Below are 1,035 nucleotides of genomic sequence, written 5' to 3' on the forward strand. Positions count from 1 at the left end.
GCAGCGATGCGACCACCGAGCGAGCGTGTGTAGGCGAGCAGTTGTTGCGCCTGATCAGGCGTCCATACGCCTTGCGCATCGCGGCTGCCGGGACTGACGGCGAAGGATGTGACGATCTCCGCATCGACGGCGCGCGCAAATTCGACGACGCCGCGCCATTGCGCGCGGCTCAGTACGGTGTTGAATCCCGAAGGCGGCGCGGTTGGCACAGGATCGTCATCGGCAAAGAACGTCGCATTCGCCCAGGTGCCGCTGACGCGCATATACGCTGGTGCCAATGCGCGCGCGAGATTGCGCAGGCGGCCATTGCTGAGATCGATTGGCGACCGATAGCTGTAACGATCCTGATCGACGGCTGGGTTTGCGTTGCGCGAATAAGGTTTCCAAAAACGTCCGCCGGTGATCTCCACCATCTCGACATTGTAGGACTGGAAGCGCGCGTCGATCGCGCCGATCGCTTTCAGTGTCGAAGGCGTAACGATGAGCGCATCGGCGCGCACGTTGCACGATGTCGCAGCAAGCAGCGAAGCCGTCAGCGCAATTGCGCTGCGCCAGCGCGTCGCTCGCGTCTTTTCCTGGCTTGTATACACGTCCTGACGCCTTCTTATGCGCGCTGCCAAAAGCGGATGCAGCGGCCCGAACCATTAGTCCCGTTTATATCGCGAATTTTTACTTCCAATTTTACTTCGTGAAATTGCGCCCATAGCTTCGCGAGCAATCGATCACACCGCAGCCGGTCAATGGCGATCGGAGCGAAGCGTTCATTGTAACCAGCGAGGGTTGCCATGCTTGACAGCGACAAAGGAAACTCCGGCGCCAACCAGGCGGGACCGAAGGACGTATCCGCGAAAAAGCTGAGCCGCCGCACGCTCTTGAAGGGGGCCGCGGCCGTTGCGGGCGCGGCCGCCGGATCGGATGTGATCCGCGGATTCCCGACCATCTGGGCGCAGGAGATCAAGGACATCGAGCTCCGCCATGTCGGTGTCTCCTACTCCGTGGTCAAGGCGATCGGCGACCAGGCCGCCAAGGATCTCG

General features: G+C 61.4%; 1 protein-coding gene and 1 pseudogene. One reads left to right on the forward strand and one right to left on the reverse strand.

Annotated features, from left to right (window positions below):
• Nucleotides 1–500, reverse strand: a pseudogene (locus C2U70_RS32735) (hypothetical protein); the annotation flags it as partial.
• A gap of 285 nt (nt 501–785) precedes the next feature.
• Between C2U70_RS32735 and C2U70_RS32740 the strand changes: the two are divergent.
• A partial coding sequence (locus C2U70_RS32740) for a twin-arginine translocation signal domain-containing protein (RefSeq protein WP_140982926.1) occupies nt 786–1,035 on the forward strand: 250 nt, incomplete at its 3' end.

The organism is Bradyrhizobium guangdongense, assembly GCF_006483445.1.
Lineage (GTDB): Bacteria > Pseudomonadota > Alphaproteobacteria > Rhizobiales > Xanthobacteraceae > Bradyrhizobium > Bradyrhizobium guangdongense_A.